Annotated in this window: 14 protein-coding genes; 5 read left to right on the top strand and 9 right to left on the bottom strand. The window is 66.8% G+C overall.

Annotation, left to right across the window (positions count from 1 at the left end):
• Positions 1-6: 6 nt before the first annotated feature.
• Positions 7-312, bottom strand: a complete 306-nt coding sequence (locus FHS28_RS14570; RefSeq protein WP_088451717.1) for a hypothetical protein — start codon at positions 310-312, stop codon at positions 7-9.
• A 189-nt stretch (positions 313-501) separates the two neighbouring features.
• On the opposite strand from FHS28_RS14570, the gene FHS28_RS14565 reads away from it, so the two are divergent.
• Positions 502-789 (top strand): hypothetical protein, encoded by a 288-nt coding sequence (locus tag FHS28_RS14565; protein ID WP_088451715.1) that lies wholly within the window; start codon positions 502-504, stop codon positions 787-789.
• Here the strand turns inward: FHS28_RS14565 and FHS28_RS14560 are convergent.
• From FHS28_RS14560 to FHS28_RS14545, 4 genes are all read right to left on the bottom strand, one after another.
• Positions 783-3,368: a 2-oxoglutarate dehydrogenase E1 component gene (locus FHS28_RS14560; RefSeq protein ID WP_088451713.1), complete on the bottom strand. Its 2,586-nt coding sequence runs from the start codon at positions 3,366-3,368 to the stop codon at positions 783-785. The two genes, FHS28_RS14565 and FHS28_RS14560, sit on opposite strands and share 7 nt — an antisense overlap.
• Before the next feature lies 1 nt (position 3,369).
• Complete coding sequence (locus tag FHS28_RS14555) at positions 3,370-4,914, bottom strand: methyl-accepting chemotaxis protein (RefSeq protein ID WP_088451711.1); 1,545 nt, start codon at positions 4,912-4,914, stop codon at positions 3,370-3,372.
• 222 nt (positions 4,915-5,136) lie between these two features.
• Positions 5,137-5,367: a hypothetical protein gene (locus FHS28_RS14550; RefSeq protein ID WP_184294908.1), complete on the bottom strand. Its 231-nt coding sequence runs from the start codon at positions 5,365-5,367 to the stop codon at positions 5,137-5,139.
• A gap of 264 nt (positions 5,368-5,631) precedes the next feature.
• Complete coding sequence (locus tag FHS28_RS14545; protein ID WP_088451709.1) at positions 5,632-6,642, bottom strand: LacI family DNA-binding transcriptional regulator; 1,011 nt, start codon at positions 6,640-6,642, stop codon at positions 5,632-5,634.
• A 132-nt stretch (positions 6,643-6,774) separates the two neighbouring features.
• Here FHS28_RS14545 and FHS28_RS14540 point away from each other — a divergent pair, with 132 nt between their 5' ends.
• A complete protein-coding gene (locus FHS28_RS14540; RefSeq protein WP_088451707.1) occupies positions 6,775-7,755 on the top strand; it encodes an aldo/keto reductase in 981 nt (326 codons plus the stop codon).
• Positions 7,756-7,797: 42 nt separating this feature from the next.
• Here the strand turns inward: FHS28_RS14540 and FHS28_RS14535 are convergent, their stop codons facing one another.
• Positions 7,798-8,844: an NAD(P)H-dependent flavin oxidoreductase gene (locus FHS28_RS14535; RefSeq protein WP_088451705.1), complete on the bottom strand. Its 1,047-nt coding sequence runs from the start codon at positions 8,842-8,844 to the stop codon at positions 7,798-7,800.
• A 200-nt stretch (positions 8,845-9,044) separates the two neighbouring features.
• A complete protein-coding gene (locus tag FHS28_RS14530; protein ID WP_184294905.1) occupies positions 9,045-9,962 on the bottom strand; it encodes an amino acid ABC transporter substrate-binding protein in 918 nt (305 codons plus the stop codon).
• A 318-nt stretch (positions 9,963-10,280) separates the two neighbouring features.
• On the opposite strand from FHS28_RS14530, the gene FHS28_RS14525 reads away from it, so the two are divergent.
• The 3 genes from FHS28_RS14525 (at position 10,281) to FHS28_RS14515 (ending at position 12,212) form a co-directional block, all read left to right on the top strand.
• The gene (locus FHS28_RS14525) at positions 10,281-10,523 is read left to right on the top strand and encodes a glutaredoxin domain-containing protein (protein WP_088451703.1); all 243 of its coding nucleotides are present in this window, start codon (positions 10,281-10,283) and stop codon (positions 10,521-10,523) included.
• Positions 10,524-10,791: 268 nt separating this feature from the next.
• Entirely contained in the window at positions 10,792-11,538 is a 747-nt protein-coding gene (locus FHS28_RS14520) for a transporter substrate-binding domain-containing protein (protein WP_221194018.1), read from the top strand.
• A 20-nt stretch (positions 11,539-11,558) separates the two neighbouring features.
• On the top strand, positions 11,559-12,212 hold the full coding sequence (locus FHS28_RS14515) for an amino acid ABC transporter permease (protein WP_088451699.1): 654 nt from the start codon (positions 11,559-11,561) through the stop codon (positions 12,210-12,212).
• Positions 12,213-12,254: 42 nt separating this feature from the next.
• On the opposite strand, the gene FHS28_RS14510 is transcribed toward FHS28_RS14515, so the two are convergent.
• Entirely contained in the window at positions 12,255-13,010 is a 756-nt protein-coding gene (locus tag FHS28_RS14510; RefSeq protein WP_184294901.1) for an oxygen-binding di-iron domain-containing protein, read from the bottom strand.
• Between the two features lie 198 nt (positions 13,011-13,208).
• Positions 13,209-14,786: a methyl-accepting chemotaxis protein gene (locus tag FHS28_RS24645; protein WP_221193986.1), complete on the bottom strand. Its 1,578-nt coding sequence runs from the start codon at positions 14,784-14,786 to the stop codon at positions 13,209-13,211.
• Positions 14,787-14,898: the final 112 nt, after the last annotated feature.

The raw sequence follows: 14,898 nt of genomic DNA, 5'->3' as shown, positions 1-14,898 counted from the left end.
GCAGGGTCAGGCGCCGCGCGCGTAGTCCCCCAGCCCCGGGGCCACGCCCTTGCCGTCGTTGGAGTCACGGCTGGGGAAGCCGGCAGCCGGACGGCTCTGCTGGTTCAGGGCTTCGCCCGGGTTGAGGGCACTGGAAGCCTTGGCCACGCCACCAGTCGGCGGCGTGGCGGCCATGCCGTCGCCCAGAGGCATGGCGGGCTCACCGCCATGGCGCTGCCAGCCGGCGTTCAGGGAGCTGCGGGCGCCGCGTGCGGCGTAATAGCCCAGGGCGGCCACGCCGGTCAGGACGGCGATGCGGATCAGACTGCTCATGAAGATTCCTTTCAGAAAAGGGGGAACGATGGGCCGTCTCTGGCAGGCGGCGCACCCAGGCCGTTGTGCCCGAACGGCCTCCGGTGGGAGGGAAACCGGGCGCGTCCTGCCGCAAAGATTTCGTGTCGGCCACCTGGCAGGCGCCGCTCTTGCCATCTACCGGTTCCCCCTCATGCAAGGAGACCCGCCATGGCGCAGGAACAGATCTATCGTGGCACCAGCTATGTGGTGGAGGCCGTGCCCGCCGGACAGGATGGCTGGCACGGACGCTTCCGCCTGCTGGACGTCGGCACCATCGGCGACGCCGACAGCCTGCATCCGTCGCTGGACACCCTCTGGGCCACCGAAAACGAGGCCCTCACCTATGCCACCGAAGCGGCCTGCCATGCCATCGAGACGCTGCAGACCGGCCGTCCGCAAGGCCAGGGGCATGGCAGTCCCTCGTCCGAGCGCCGCTTCACTTCGCTGGGTCAATAACCCGACTCGCCCAGGGCCTGCGCCACCAGCGCGGCCTGCTCCTGCCGGTGGACGGCGTGGGAGGACGTGGCGCCCGAGGCCGTGGTCGGCCGCGCCACGCACCGCAGCCGGACCCGGGGCGGCAGCAGAGGCTCGAGCTGCTCCCGCACAAAGCTCCAGGCGCCCTGGTTGCGGTGCTCTTCCTGGACCCAGGTCAGCTCCACCGCGGACGGATAACGGGCCAGCACCCCGGCAAGTGCCTCGGACGGGAAGGGATAGAGGCATTCCAGCCGGAGCACCGCCAGGTCCGCGCGGGTGACCGCCTGGCGTGCGGCATCCAGGTCGTGGAAGATCTTGCCGCTGCACAGCAGCAGACGTTCCACCTGCGCCGCGTTCTCCACCCGCGCGTCATCCAGCACCGGCTCGAACCGTCCATGCACCAGCTGTGCCAGAGAAGCATGGGACGCCTTCGTCTGGTAGAGCGTGGCCTTGGGCGTCATCACCACCAGCGGCTTGCGATGGGGCGAGCGACCCTGCTGCCGAAGCAGATGGAACCATTGCGCCGCGGTGGACGGCATGGCCACGCGCAGGTTGTCGCCGCCGCAGAGCAGCAGGAAACGGCTGAGGTAGGCGCTGGAATGATCCGGGCCCACCCCCTCATGGCCATGCGGCAGCAGCAGCGCAAGGGCCGATCTGTAGCCCCATTTGTCTTCGCCCGAGCTGATGTATTGATCCAGGAACACCTGGGCGCCATTGACGAAGTCACCAAACTGCGCCTCCCAGACGGTCAGTCCTTCGGGCCGCTGCACGCTGTAGCCGTATTCGAAACCCAGCACCGCCTCTTCCGACAGCGGTGAGTTGTAGATCTCGAACGGCGCAGCACCGTCGCCGAGCTGCTGCAGCGGCACCACTTCCTGCGGTGGCTGGGACTCGTCCTGCGACACCCACACCGCCTGCCGATGCAGGAAGGTGCCCCGACGCACATCCATGCCGGAAATGCGGATGGGCACGCCCTCGGACAGCAGCGTGGCGCAGGCCAGTGCTTCGCACAGGGCCCAGTCAGCATTCGGCGCCTCGTCGTCGGCGGAAACCGCGCGGTGCCAGTGCTCGATCAGCGTCTGCACGATCACATGCGGCTGAAAGCCTTCCGGCAGGCGCGTCATGGTGGCGACCAGGCCGCGCAGGAGGTCCGCACTGACCGGCGGCGCCGACATGGCGGCGTTGGGCACCGGCGCCGGCGGCTGCCAGTCCGGCAGAAGCGGATCGGAAAACGCCTGATGCGCCTTCCACCGTCGCCGCGCGATGTGGCTGTCCATATCTTCCCCGGCCGCAATGCCTTCGGCCTTCAGGCGCGCGGCATAACGGTCGGCCACGCTGCTGTGACGCTGCGTCAGAGCGTGGATGCGGGGGCGGGTCAACGCCGGCACATCGCTTTCCGAATGCCCCAGCCGCCGGTAGCCGATCAGGTCGATGACCACGTCCGAATGGAAGCGGGCGCGCCACTCGATGGCGATTTGCGCGGCCCGCAGCGCCTGCTCCGGATCGTCCGCATTCACCCGCAGCACCGGCGCATCGACCATGCGGGTGACGTCGGTGCAGGCCTGCGGAGGCCAGCGGCACATCGGATTGGGCTCGGTGAAACCCACCTGATTGTTGATGATCACATGCACCGTACCGCCCACGCGGTAGCCGGGCTTGCCGCCCAGCATCAGGCTCTCCATCACAACGCCCTGCCCGGCAAAGGCGGCGTCGCCATGCAGCATCAGCGGCAGCACCCGGGTGGAGCCCGACGGACCCAGCGCGTCCTGCTGCGCCCGCGCCATGCCGAGCAGCACCGGATGCACGCTCTGCAGATGCGACGGGTTGTGGGCCAGCGTCAGATGCACCCGGCCCTGCGGCGTCTCCAGCATCCGCTCGCCACCGAGGTGGTAGACCAGATCGGTGTGGCGCTCGGGATGCGGCGATTGGGCATCGAAGAAGTCCAGCACCTGCGCCGGCGGCAGGCCCAGCAGGTTGATCATCACATTGACCCGCCCGCGGTGCGGCATGCCCATGAGGATGCGCTCCGCGCCATGGCCGGCGGCTGATTCGCAGACGGCATGCAGCAGCGGAATCAGCGCTTCACATCCCTCCAGCGAGAAGCGCTTGCCGTGCGGGAAGTGCAGCGCCACATGCTCTTCCCAGGTCTGCGCGCGGATGAGGTGTTCCAGGAGCGCCAGCCGCTCCTGGTGGCCCTGGGGGGTCGGAGGCGCAGATTCCATCCGCTGGTAGAGCCACTCGCGACGCTCGTCATCCCTCACCGCGGAGGCGTCCAGCGCCAGCGTGCCGCAATAAATGGACTTGAGGCAACGGTCGAGGTCGGCGACCGTGCGTGCGCTCCACAGCGGAGCACCGGCCGCATTGAGCCAGTCGGATGGATGCAGCCCGAACGCCTGCGGCGCCAGTGCAGCCAGATCCGCCGGACGGCTCAGCAGGAGGGGATCGATGGCGGCGCAACGATCGCCCAGCCGGCGATGCGCATCAATGAACGCCAGCACCTCGGGACGGAGACGGGAAGGTTGCGGGCCCTGGATGCCCGCAGGCCGATGGATGTCGTTCATATCACAGCACAAACGTCTTCACCGCTTCATTGAGCTGCGCGGCCTGATCCTGCAAGGCGCGTGCGGCGGCGGTGCTCTGTTCCACCATGGCGGCGTTTTTCTGAGTGGTGTCGTCCATCTGCATGATGGCCGCATTGACCTGTTCAATGCCCAGGCTCTGTTCCCGGCTGGAAGCGCTGATCTCCGCCACCACGCCGCTGACCTGCTGGATGCCGCTCACCACCTGCTGCATGGTGTTGCCCGCATGGGTGACCAGGCGGCTGCCGGCACTGACCTGCTGCGTGGAGGCGTCGATCAGCGACTTGATTTCCTTGGCTGCACCCGCCGAGCGCTGCGCCAGTGCCCGCACCTCTGACGCCACCACTGCAAAGCCGCGACCGTGCTCTCCGGCCCGCGCCGCTTCCACGGCGGCATTCAGCGCGAGGATGTTGGTCTGGAAGGCAATGCCGTCGATGACGCCGATGATTTCTCCAATCCGCTGGGACGATGCGGAAATCGAATTCATCGTGCTGACGACTTCGCCGACAGCGGTGCCGCCCTGGCTGGCCACTTCAGAGGCGGAGACCGCGGTGGCGCTGGCCTGATTGGCATTGTCGGCACTCATGCGTACCGCCGCCGTCAGTTGTTCCATGGCGGAGGCCGTCTGCTGCAAGGCGCTGGCCTGCGCCTCGGTGCGGGCGGACAGATCCGCATTACCCTGCGCCACTTCATGCGCCGCCGCGGAAATGGTCACCGCACCGCGACGGACATCCGAGACGATCCGGTGCAGGCTGCTCACCATGTGCTGAAGGGCTGCGACCAACCGGCCCACTTCATCCCGGCTCTGCGCCACCGGGTGATAGGTCAGGTCGCCCTTGGCCACATCTTCCGCCAGACTGATGGCGCCATGGATGCGGGTGGTCACCGAGCGAGTGATGCTGAAAGCGGTCATCACTCCCAGCAGCACCGCAACGATCGCCACCGCACCCATCAGCAGCTTGGAGCGACGCGCATCTTCATTGGCGCGTGTCACATCGGTCTGCATGGCTTGGGCCTGATAGTCCACCATCTTGTCGATCAGGGCGTAATAGCGCTCCTGCTGCTGCGCCATCTCGCCTTGATAGACGGTCATGGCCTGCTCTCGCTGACCGGCGGCCACCAGGTCAAAGAGCTTGCGCACGGCGGCGCCGTACTCCTTGCGTGCCACCGACTGCTCGGCAAAGATCGCCTTGCCCTCGTCGGTATTGAGCATCTTCTCGAACCTGGCAAAGTTCTCGGTATTGGCGGCACGCACCTTGGCGTAATCGTCCATGTAGCGCTTGCTCTGCGCCGGATCGCTGCTCAGCAGAAGACGACCAATGACGATCACCCCCTGGTCACCGACATTCTTGATGTCGTCGCTGACGGCGATCTGCGCGTAGCGGTCCTCCACCAGCTGGTTCATCGTCTGGCTGATGCGCGTGAGCACCGAGAAGGCCACTGCGAGAACCAGCAGCAGCAGGATCAACACCACGGCGAAGGCGGCAGACAACCGCGTACCGATGTTGAGGTCGGACAGTCTTGGCATGTAGTTCTCCCTTGCCCCCATCTCAGACGGACGCCGGGTCTCTGCCCGAACAACTCGGCAGCCGCCGGGGGGTGGGACATCGCGGCAAAGCGAATGCCTGCCTCCCCGAGGGCCGCAGCCGTCATGCGTACGGTGGCTGGTGGGATTGCCGCATTGATGCGACCTGGCGGCAATGGAAGACCACGCGTGCCGCTCAGGAATTGAGCGAAGTGCAAGGAACGCTCAGGCCTGATCCGCAAAAGTGGTGATGTATTGCCGCGCCACCTTATCCGCATGGGAGAGGGCTTCTTCCTCGCTGGGCCAGTCGTCGTCCAGTTCATGCCAGCGGCTGGCATCCATATGGCTGTCGCCCTGTCCGCGGAGCATGAATCGCCCCTGGAACGGTCCGGTGCCGTGAGCCGCAAGCAGGTAGATGCGGCCTTTGTGCTGACGAGGTGGAGAAGTCTGCTGCATACACAACGGCCACAGACGGTCAATGCATTCCGCCTGCCGGCAATGAGGGTGGTCATGCGGGCATCTGGGGGCGTTCCATGCAGTCGAATGGGTCGAACCCAGTCCTGTGCAGTCCAAGCCGTCCAGCGCGTCGTACTGCGCTCCCCTGCCATGGAGGACCCCCGAGTGGGTTGTACACCTCGACCGGGAAATGGAGTATGAAAAACCGCAAACAAATTGCGTGATGCACCGCAGCAATCGTCAGAGGTTGCGTCCGACGCTTCTTCACGCACTCTCCCGCGCAATCACCTCGCAGGCCAATGCAGTGAGTCGCGGCGGCTCCCCTCCTTCAGCGAGCGTCAGGATGTGCCGGGCTGCGCAATGGCCGATCTCCCGCGCAGGCGGCCGGATGGTGCTGAGGCTCGGCAGCAGCTTGTCGGCAAAGGCGTAATCACCGAAGCCGAACAGCGCGAGTTCCGCGGGCACCCGCAGCCCCTGTCGCTGGGCGGCGAGCAGGGCGCCACAAGCGAGATTGTCGTTGGCAAAGAAGGCGGCATCAGGCCGTGGCTGCTGTTCGAGCAGCAGCGTCAGGGCCTGCGCCCCGGCTGCCAGGGGGTCCGGCTCGGTGGGCGTCACGAAGAACGGCGTGCGTCCAGCCGCTTTGAGTGCGTCGGCATAACCTTCGCATCGTTCCCTGGCGCTGAGATCGCCTGCAGCGCTGTTATGCACAAAGGCAATGCGCTGATAGCCGCGCTCCTGGAGGTACTGCACGCCGTCGCGTCCCACCTGCCGATGCGAAAAGCCGATTTGAAAAGGCGTACGCCGCTGCGCCAGGTCCCAGGTCTCCATCACCGGAACCCCGGCCGACTCGATCAGCCGTTCGGTGCCGGCGCTGTGGTGCCGGCTGGTCAGCACCAGCGCCGCCGGCTGCCAGCCCAGGAAGGCGCGAACGGCGCGCTCTTCCGCCTCCAGCGAAAAGTAGCTGGAAGCCAGCAACAACTGATAACCAGCCTCCGAAAGACCATCGGAGAGCGATTGCAGCGTCTGCGCAAAGATCGGCCCCGAGATGTTGGGCACCACCATCGCCACCACCTTGTTGTGGGCAGAGGCCAGGCCGCCCGCCGCTAGATTGGGCACATAGTTCAGCGCCTCGACGGCCGCCTTGATCCGTTGCCGGGCATCGGCCCCCACCCGCGCGGGCGCATTGAAATAACGGGATACGGTAATGGCCGATACCCTGGCCTGGGCCGCCACATCCGCCAGGGTGGGGCGTTCGGTCGCTCGACGCTTTCGCATGCAAGGGTCGGGGCAAGCGGCCTGCCACCTCGGCCACAATGCAGCTCGCCGCCCGACCTGGATCGTGCTGAACAACCCGAGCCCGGACCGCGCCGACGGACCCGACCGACCGACCGACCGACCGAGATAGCCATGGCCCTCCCGTCCCTTCCTCTGCAACAGCATCTTCCTTCCACCAGTGCGCTGGCCTTTGGCTGCATGGGCCTGGGCGGCACCTGGGATGACACGCCCTACACCGAAGCGCATGTCGCCCACGCGCATGCGGCGGTGGAAGCCGCGCTGGACATCGGCGTCACCCTCTTTGACCACGCGGACATCTACACCCGCGGCAAGGCCGAGTCGGTCTTCGGCGAACTGATGCGCCGCCAACCCTCGCTGCGCGACCGGGTGGTGCTGCAGAGCAAATGCGGCATCCGCTTTGAAGATGAGGAAGGCCCCAAGCGTTTCGACCTCTCCCGCGAGTACATCGTGGCGGCGACCGAAGCAAGCCTGCGTCGGCTGGGCACCGAGCGTCTGGACATCCTGCTGCTGCACCGTCCGGATCCGCTGTGGGAGCCGGAGGAGATCGCCCTGGCCTTCCGTCAGCTGCGCGAGCAGGGCAAGGTGCGCCACTTCGGCGTGTCCAACATGAATGCCGGCCAGATGGCCTGGCTCAGCCGTTCGCTGGACCAGCCCCTGGTGGTCAACCAGTTCGAGATCGGTCTGGGGCACCTGGAGCCGATCGAGTCCGGCACCACCTTCAACGATGTCCAGGCCGGCACGCGCCCCGGCGCGCTGGCCTGGGCCGGCACGCTGGAGCACTGCCAGCAGCACGGCATCCAGGTGCAGGCCTGGGCCTCGCTGGCGCGGGGGCGCTTCAGCGGTGAGACCGCCAGGGATCCCGCCGACGAGGCTGCCCGTCGCCTGGTGCACACCGTGGCCGAGCGCCATGGCGTCTCGACCGAAGGCGTGTTGCTCGCCTGGCTGATGCGGCACCCGGCGCGCATCCAGCCGGTGATCGGCAGCAGCCATCCGGCGCGCATCCGCGCCTGCGCCGACGCCTTGCGCCTCACCCTGACCCGCGGCGAGTGGTATGCGCTGTATGAGGCGGCGCGGGGGCACGCCCTTCCCTGAGGAGCGAACCCGTCCGCCGCAGGGTGCCGCGCCCCTGGCTGATCAGTCCGCGAAGCCTTGCGCCAGTTCCGCCACGAGGGCGGCCGCCGGCACTTCCTTCAGCCCGCTGAAGTTCTGCCCCGACCACAGCGGGGAAAAGTCTCCGCTTCCCAAAGCCTCGGCCTTGGCCCGCAACGGGGCCAGCGCGCTGACCGCCAGCGGGAAGGCCGGGGCCAGCTCGTTGATCGGCCCGACTTCTCGCATCAGCCGGTTGACGATGCCGCGCGCCGGCCGTCCGGTCATCAGGTTGGTCACCGCCGTGTGATGCAGGTCAGGCTGTCGCAAGGCCTGCCGGTGCGGCGCGGAGGTGATCGCTTCTTCGCAGAGCATGAAGGCCGTGCCCACCTGCACCGCCCCCGCGCCCAGGGCCAGGGCCGCGCGGACACTCGCCGCGTCGGTGATGCCACCGGTGGCGATGACCGGCACCTTCACTGCCCGCACGACTTGCGGCAGCAGCGCCATCAGTCCGGTCTGCCGGGTGAGGTCGGCGCTGAGGAAATGGCCGCGATGGCCGCCCGCTTCCCAGCCCTGCGCGATGATGCCGTCCACCCCGTGAGCTTCCAGCCAGCGGGCCTCTTCCAACGTGGTGGCGGTCGAGAGCACACGGCTACCCCAGGACCGGACCCGCGCCAGCAGGTCCGGCGCAGGCAGCCCGAAGTGGAAACTGACGATGGGCGGCTTGAAGACCTCCACCAGATCCGCCACCGCGTGGTTGAACGGCTGGCGGCCGACGCCCTCGACGATGCTGGCCGGATCCACCCCGAACTCGGTGTAGTAGGGCGCGAGGCGCTCCCGCCAGCGCGCCTCGCGGGCGGGATCCGCGAGCGGTGGAATGTGGGCGAAGAAATTGACGTTGTAGGGCCGGTCGGTGCCGGCGCTCAGTGCCTGCAGCTCCCGCTGCAAGGCGTCTGGCGGCAGCAGCGCCGCAGGGAGCGATCCCACACCGCCGGACCGGCAGACGGCCAGCGCCATGGCGGAGAGCTGTACCCCGGCCAGCGGCGCCTGGATCAGCGGCAGGGCGCTGCCCAGCATGTCGCAAGCTGCCTTCATGGCACGCGCACGGGCCGATGAAGGCGGAAGATCGGAAGCGGGGAGCGCGGAAGCGGATACTGCGGAAGCGGATAGCGCGGAGGCGGCGGGAACGGGAGTCGGCATCACGGATCCTTCATTACGACCAGAGGGGGCATCCGCTCTGGCGACCGCCCCATCATCGCAAATCCGCGTGACGCCTCACGCCCGGCAGCGCGCCGTCAGATGGAGTAGCCCAGCAACATGGCCACGCCGGCTTCCTTGTTGGGACGCATGAAGCTGTCGCGCGTCAGGCGGCTCATCGGAATCGACAGGGCCGGCGTCTCGAACCACTTCTTGTAGATGGTCTGGACCTCGCCACTGCTGTAGAGGCGGCTCAGGGTCCGGTCCACCACTTCGCTCAGACGCGGCTCACCCTTGCGCATCATGATGCCGTAGGGCTCCACCGAGAAGGCCATGCTGGCCAGGCCCAGCGCATCCAGCGCCTTTTCCTTGGAGGCCAGGCCTTGCAGCAGCGCGTCATCCTGGGGGAAAGCGCGGGCCTTGCCGTCGCGCAGGGCCTTGAAGGCCTCCGCATTGTTGGCGTATTGCACCAGCTGCATCTTCGCTTCGCCGGAGCTGTTGAGCTGGGTGAACAGCTTCTCGGAGGTCGTGCCCTTGCTCACGGCCACGGTCATGCCCTCGAGGTCCTTCAGCGATTCCACCCGGGTGCCCTTGGGCACCAGCACCTTCATGCCGGCCACGAAGATGGTGTAGCTGAAGGCCACCTGCTCCTGGCGGGCCTTGGTGTTGGTGGTGGAGCCGCACTCCAGGTCGATCTCTTCCTTCTGCAGCTTGGGAATCCGCTCCGCGCCGGACACCACCACATAGTTGACCTTCAGCTCAGGCAGCTTGAGTTCCTTCTTGATCTCGTCCACGGCGGCCAGGCACAGGTCGACCGAGTAACCGACCGGCTGTTTGGCCTCGTTCAGGAAGGAAAACGGACGCGCGGCATCACGCACGCCCAGGTTGATCGTCTTGGTCTCGCGGATGCGGGACAGGGTGTCCGCATGGGCCGCCACGGCCATCAGGGATGCCGCCAGGCCCAGGACGCTCAGAACGACGGGGCGGGCGGTACGACGCAGGAAGGAAACAGACATGGACGCTCTCAAAAAGTCGACAACAGCACGGATCAAAGCGGCTCTGGCACCGCCGTCGTGGCGGGACGCGGCACAGTACCTCAGCCGGGCGCCCGGCGCACAGACCGGTCGCACCGGCACCACAGCCGTTTGTCGGATAGTGCCGATGGGCACGGGATTTACACCTTCCTGACCCCATCGGCCGACGCGCGAATCGCCCAAATCCTGGATGGTTCCGGTATCACCGGTGCGCCTGTCCGACGGACGCCACACCGGTCTGCATCCCCCCTCGCGGCCCCCCGGCGGCATCGCCCCGGCGGAGCCGCTACAGTCACGGCCATGGAACTCAAGATCGTTGTTTATTCGAAGTCGGCCTGCCCCCAATGCGACACGGCCAAGATGCTGCTCAAGTCCCGGTCCCTCGCTTATGAGGAAATCAAGATCGACGACGAAGCCGAGCGCCTGGCTTTCTACGCGAAGTGCGGCCCGGCCGTGCGCCAGATGCCGCAGGTGTTCATCAACGACCAGCGCGTGGGCGGCGTGACCGGTCTGCAGGCGGCGCTGAAGCAACTGGGCATGTGAGGCCCGGGGCTGAACCGCGGCCTGAGCGGATCTCGGCCTCCAACGTGAGTCGCGGACGGGCGCCCCCGAAGGCAGCGACAGAATGGGCATGACCTTATAGCTTCCTGTTGGAACGCCTTGAGGCAAGATGCTGGGTCTCACGACCCCAGGAATGCCGAGGAACGACATGACCGTCCAGATCGCTGCCGCCCCCCGTCCGCACGCCACCGTCCGCCGCCTCCTGCGTCAGGCGGCGCTGGTGCCAGGCCTTGCCGCCGTGCTGCTCGCCATGGCTCCGGCCGCCCACGCGGCAGACCTGCTGGACGAAGTGAAGGCCCGCGGCACGCTTCGCATTGCCTGTGAGGGCACCTACCCACCGTTCAACTTCAAGAACGAGAAGGGCGAGCTGACCGGCTTCGATGTGGACATCGGCAAGGCCATCGCCGCCAAGCTGGGGGTGAAGCCGGAATTCACCACCACCGAATGGAGCGCCATCCTGGCCGGCCTGCAGGCGGGCAAGTACGACGTCATCGTCAACCAGGTGGCCGCCACCGACGAACGCCGTCAGACCTTTGATTTCAGCAGCCCCTACGTCATCTCCTATCCGCAGCTGATCGTGCGTGCCAACGAGACACGCAAGCTGGACACCGCGGCGGACCTCAAGGGCAAGAAGGTGGGCGTGGGCCAGGGCAGCAACTTCGCCAAGCTCGCCCAGGGCATCGCAGGGGTGGAAGTGCGCACCTATCCGGGCGCTCCGGAATACCTGCAGGACCTGGCCACCGGCCGCATCGATGCCGCCATCAACGACAGCCTGCTGATTCCCTACCTCAAGGCCAAGACCCGGTTGCCGGTGAAGGCCGGTGCGGCCATCGGCAAGCCGGAGAGCAACGCCATCCCGTTCCGTAAGGGCAATCCGAAGTTCCAGGCCGCCATCGACAAGGCCCTGGACGACCTGAAGAAGGACGGCACCTACGCCAAGATCTCGACGCAATGGTTCGAGCGTGACGTGAGCCAGCCGCTGGCCGGCGGGCAGTAATCCGCTCAGACCTGCACCGAATGGATCTCGCGTCGTTGTTCGCACTGGCCTGGCCGGTGCTGCTCAAGGGCAGCGGCTACACGCTGTTCTTCGCCCTGTCCTCGATGGTGCTGGGTCTGCCGCTGGCCGGCCTGATTGCCCTCGTGCGGGTGCTGCAGGTGCCGCTGCTGCGGCAGATCAGCGCGGTGTATGTCAGCGCGATGCGGGGCACGCCGCTGCTGGTGCAGGTCTTCATCGTCTATTACGGCCTGCCCAGTATCGGCATCGAGTTCTCGCCGGTGTCGGCCGGCATCCTGACCCTGACGCTCAACGTCGCCGCCTACATGAGCGAAACGCTGCGCGGCGCGATCGATGCAGTCTCGCGGGACCAGTGGCTCGCCGGCACCAGCCTGGGACTGACCCGGCAGCAGACGCTGCGCTACGTCGTGGCGCCGCAGGCCCTGCGGGCGGCGGTGCCCAGCCTGTCCAACAGCCTGATCAGCCTGATCAAGGACACCTCTCTGGTGTCGGTGATTGCGGTCACCGAGCTGATGCTGGCGACGAAGGAGCTGATCTCCACCACCTTCCAGCCCTTCCCGCTCTACCTGATGGCCGCGGTCATCTACTGGCTGCTGAGCTTCCTGTTCGAGCAGGTGCAGCGGTGGATGGAAAAGCGGATGGCCTATCCGCACTGACCGCACTGCCCGCACTGCCCGCACGCCGGCGCCCCGGCCCGGTCAAGCCGGCACCGCATAGTCCTTCTGCGTCACCAGGTCGATGCCGCAGGACAGGGTCTGGATCCAGTCGATGAACTGCTGCACCGCCGGCCCTTCCATTGGCGCGCCGTGCTGCGGCACGATCTTGCGGATGGGCAGCGAACGCACCATCTCCGCCCACAGCCGCAGCACCTTGCCACTCACCATGTAGCGGCGGTGGAAGGCCAGCATCGACGGAATGTGCGGTGCCAGCTCGGTGATCGTTGCGCCCGGATCAACACCGATGGACACCCCCAGGTCGCCGGAAAACAAAATGCCGCTGACCGGATCCCAGAACTGGAAGTTGCCTTCCGAATGCATGAAGTGGGCCGGCAGCGCCACCAGCTCGCAGGTCCCCACGGGAATCCGCATGCCGCGATCCGGCACGCCCACCACACGGCCACTGGTCTTGCCCGGTTTGCAGAAGTGGGGAATGAAGCGTTCCCAGATGCGGGAGATGTAGACGGGCGCGGAGGTGGCCGTCATCCACCGGTCCAGGGACGCAATGATGTCCGGATCCGCATGGGACGCCAGAATCGCCGACAGCTTGTGCGGCGGGAAGCAGGCGGTGACGCCCAGGTACAGTTCACCATAGGCCAGGTTGCCGCCCGGATCGATCAGCGCGCCGGTGCCGCTGTCCACGATGAGGAACTGGTTGGCCTGAACGCCGTCCTCGTGGCCATAGTCGGAAAACATGAGACAGCGATGGCTGCCGTTATTGAAGAGTTCGATCGCCAAGGGGGCTCCGGGGGGAAGTCAGTCCCCGGCACCATATGTCGCTCGCCCCCGATCCGTCCTGGTGACTTGAGCCGGAATTGATTTATGGCAAGTCCTGGCCCATGGCACGTCGAACCGAAGGCGCATCGCCCCTCCCGCATTGATTGACTCGTCCGCTGTAGCGTCCGGACCCGGCCCCTCTGACGCACGGTCCGCCGGTCAGCGGGTGGCCCGCTCCGGCTCGGTGCGAAACACGGCAATCGCCTCCACCATGCGCTCGGCCTGACGCTTCAGGCTGGCTGCGGCGGCGGCGCTCTGTTCCACCAGGGCGGCGTTCTGCTGCGTCGCCTGGTCCATGCGGGTGACGGCAGTGCCCACCTGGGTCACGCCGGCGCTCTGCTCCACGCTCGCGGCGGTGATCTCGCCCATGATGTCGGTCACGCGGTGGATGGCGGCCACTACGTTCTGCATGGTTTCTCCCGCATGGTCCACCAGGGTGGATCCTTCCGACACGCGCTCGACGCTGGCATTGATCAGCGTCTTGATTTCCTTGGCGGCCTCGGCGGATCGTCCGGCCAGATTGCGCACCTCGGACGCCACCACCGCAAAGCCCCGGCCCTGCTCGCCGGCACGGGCGGCTTCCACTGCGGCATTGAGTGCCAGGATGTTGGTCTGGAAGGCGATGCTGTCGATGACACCGATGATGTCGGCAATGCGTCGGCTGCTGTCGTTGATGCCCTTCATCGTTTCCACGACCTGGCTCACCACTTCACCGCCCTTGGTCGCCACTTCGCTCGCGCCCTGTGCCAGCTGGTTGGCCTGACGGGCGTTGTCCGCATTCTGCTGCACCGTGGCGCTGAGCTGCTCCATCGACGAGGCCGATTCCTGCAGCGTCGAGGCCTGCTGCTCGGTGCGCACCGACAGGTCGTTGTTGCCTTGCGCAATCTCGGCGCTGGCGGTGGCGATGTCCGATGCGGAGCCGCGCACCTGCACGATCAGGTCCAGCAGCTGCTGCTGCATGCGGCCCATCGATGCCAGCACGCTGCCTTGCGGGGCGGTGGCGGCACCGTCCACCGGACGCAGGTCGCCAGCGGCCACCCGGCTCGCGACCTGGCCCAGCACGGCCGGTTCGGTGCCCAGGGCCGTCATCAGGCGGCGGGTGATGAACCAGCCGAGCAGCGACGCGCCCACCACGGCCAGGCCGCAGAACAGCAGCATCCACTGGCGCTGGGACGTGGCCACCTCCATCGAGGCCTTTTCAATGGTCTGCCCCTTAGCGGAGACGTAGTCCGAATAGACCTTGAGTGACTTCAGCAGTGCGGCCAGCAGCGGGCGGCAGTCGCTGATCATCAGGTTCATCGCTTCTTCGCGCTGACCGGAGCCGGCCAGCTCCACGATGCGCACGGCGACCGGGCTGTATCGGGATTCGATCTCGAGGATCTGCGCGACCTGCTCCCGCTCCTGTGCGGTCACATCGTCATTCTTGAGTTCACGCTGGATGTCCGCGAGCAGTGCGCCCAGTGCCTTGTGCGCATCCAGCGCCATCGTCTTGGCCACGGCCAGATCTTCCGGGGTACGCACGATCACCATGTCCCGCACGCCGATGGCGCGGCGGTTGGTCATCACCCGCGCTTCCAGCACCAGTTCGCGGCGCGCGGAGGCGCCGTTCAGGTAGTCGGTGTAGCGATCGTTCACCTGGTGGATGCCCAGCAGGCCCCAGGCACTGACAAACACAACGATGGCGACGAGGGCAGCAAAGGCAAGCGCCAGCTGCTGCCGGATGGACAGACGATTCATGGTGAGGCGTGAGAACAGAAAGGATGCAAGGCCCCGGAGGGTCGTGACGAATGCCTGCCTGGTGTCTCACCCACAGCCGTTCCTTCGGCTGGCGCGGGGCCCGTGGAGCGGG

The sequence above is a fragment of the Roseateles terrae genome (genome assembly GCF_014192155.1).
Lineage (GTDB): Bacteria > Pseudomonadota > Gammaproteobacteria > Burkholderiales > Burkholderiaceae_C > Roseateles > Roseateles terrae.
This window is presented reverse-complemented; position numbering and strand designations above follow the sequence as displayed.

Excerpts from the sequence above, each read along its gene's own strand:
- FHS28_RS14555 (WP_088451711.1), bottom strand. The coding sequence starts at position 4,914 with ATGCCAAGACTGTCCGACCTCAACATCGGTACGCGGTTGTCTGCCGCC.
- FHS28_RS14565 (WP_088451715.1), top strand. The coding sequence starts at position 502 with ATGGCGCAGGAACAGATCTATCGTGGCACCAGCTATGTGGTGGAGGCC.
- FHS28_RS14550 (WP_184294908.1), bottom strand. The coding sequence starts at position 5,367 with ATGCAGCAGACTTCTCCACCTCGTCAGCACAAAGGCCGCATCTACCTG.
- FHS28_RS24645 (WP_221193986.1), bottom strand. The coding sequence starts at position 14,786 with ATGAATCGTCTGTCCATCCGGCAGCAGCTGGCGCTTGCCTTTGCTGCC.
- FHS28_RS14560 (WP_088451713.1), bottom strand. The coding sequence starts at position 3,368 with ATGAACGACATCCATCGGCCTGCGGGCATCCAGGGCCCGCAACCTTCC.
- FHS28_RS14535 (WP_088451705.1), bottom strand. The coding sequence starts at position 8,844 with ATGAAGGCAGCTTGCGACATGCTGGGCAGCGCCCTGCCGCTGATCCAG.
- FHS28_RS14515 (WP_088451699.1), top strand. The coding sequence starts at position 11,559 with ATGGATCTCGCGTCGTTGTTCGCACTGGCCTGGCCGGTGCTGCTCAAG.
- FHS28_RS14570 (WP_088451717.1), bottom strand. The coding sequence starts at position 312 with ATGAGCAGTCTGATCCGCATCGCCGTCCTGACCGGCGTGGCCGCCCTG.
- FHS28_RS14540 (WP_088451707.1), top strand. The coding sequence starts at position 6,775 with ATGGCCCTCCCGTCCCTTCCTCTGCAACAGCATCTTCCTTCCACCAGT.
- FHS28_RS14530 (WP_184294905.1), bottom strand. The coding sequence starts at position 9,962 with ATGTCTGTTTCCTTCCTGCGTCGTACCGCCCGCCCCGTCGTTCTGAGC.
- FHS28_RS14525 (WP_088451703.1), top strand. The coding sequence starts at position 10,281 with ATGGAACTCAAGATCGTTGTTTATTCGAAGTCGGCCTGCCCCCAATGC.
- FHS28_RS14545 (WP_088451709.1), bottom strand. The coding sequence starts at position 6,642 with ATGCGAAAGCGTCGAGCGACCGAACGCCCCACCCTGGCGGATGTGGCG.
- FHS28_RS14520 (WP_221194018.1), top strand. The coding sequence starts at position 10,792 with ATGGCTCCGGCCGCCCACGCGGCAGACCTGCTGGACGAAGTGAAGGCC.